Source organism: Pseudomonas sp. P5_B3 (assembly GCF_056400405.1).
Genome location: NZ_JBFULI010000136.1, coordinates 1 through 630, shown reverse-complemented (window position 1 = coordinate 630; position 630 = coordinate 1). Strand labels below are relative to the sequence as shown.

Annotated in this window: 2 rRNA genes; both read left to right on the top strand. The window is 46.5% G+C overall.

The window, feature by feature from the left end:
• Positions 1-125: ribosomal RNA gene (locus AC1DRN_RS29960) — 16S ribosomal RNA — on the top strand; the annotation flags it as partial.
• 311 nt (positions 126-436) lie between these two features.
• Positions 437-630 (top strand): 23S ribosomal RNA (locus tag AC1DRN_RS29955); the annotation flags it as partial.

Sequence of the window (630 nt, the reverse complement as noted above, 5' to 3'; positions counted from 1 at the left end):
AGTGGGTTGCACCAGAAGTAGCTAGTCTAACCTTCGGGAGGACGGTTACCACGGTGTGATTCATGACTGGGGTGAAGTCGTAACAAGGTAGCCGTAGGGGAACCTGCGGCTGGATCACCTCCTTAATCGACGACTCAGCTGCTCCATAAGTTCCCACACGAATTGCTTGATTCATTGAAGAAGACGAGAGGCCAGCTTTCAAGGTGGTCTGTTTCGTTAGAGTTTAGAAATGAATATTCCAGTGTGAATRTTGATTTCTAGTCTTTGAYTAGWTCGTTCTTTAAAAATTTGGGTATGTGATAGAAAGATAGACTGAACGTTACTTTCACTGGTARCGGATCAGGCTAAGGTAAAATTTGTGAGTTGCTCTATGAGCAAGTGCGAATTTTCGGCGAATGTCGTCTTCACAGTATAACCAGATTGCTTGGGGTTATATGGTCAAGTGAAGAAGCGCATACGGTGGATGCCTTGGCAGTCAGAGGCGATGAAAGACGTGGTAGCCTGCGAAAAGCTTCGGGGAGTCGGCAAACAGACTTTGATCCGGAGATGTCTGAATGGGGGAACCCAGCCATCATAAGATGGTTATCTTGTACTGAATACATAGGTGCAAGAGGCGAACCAGGGGAACTG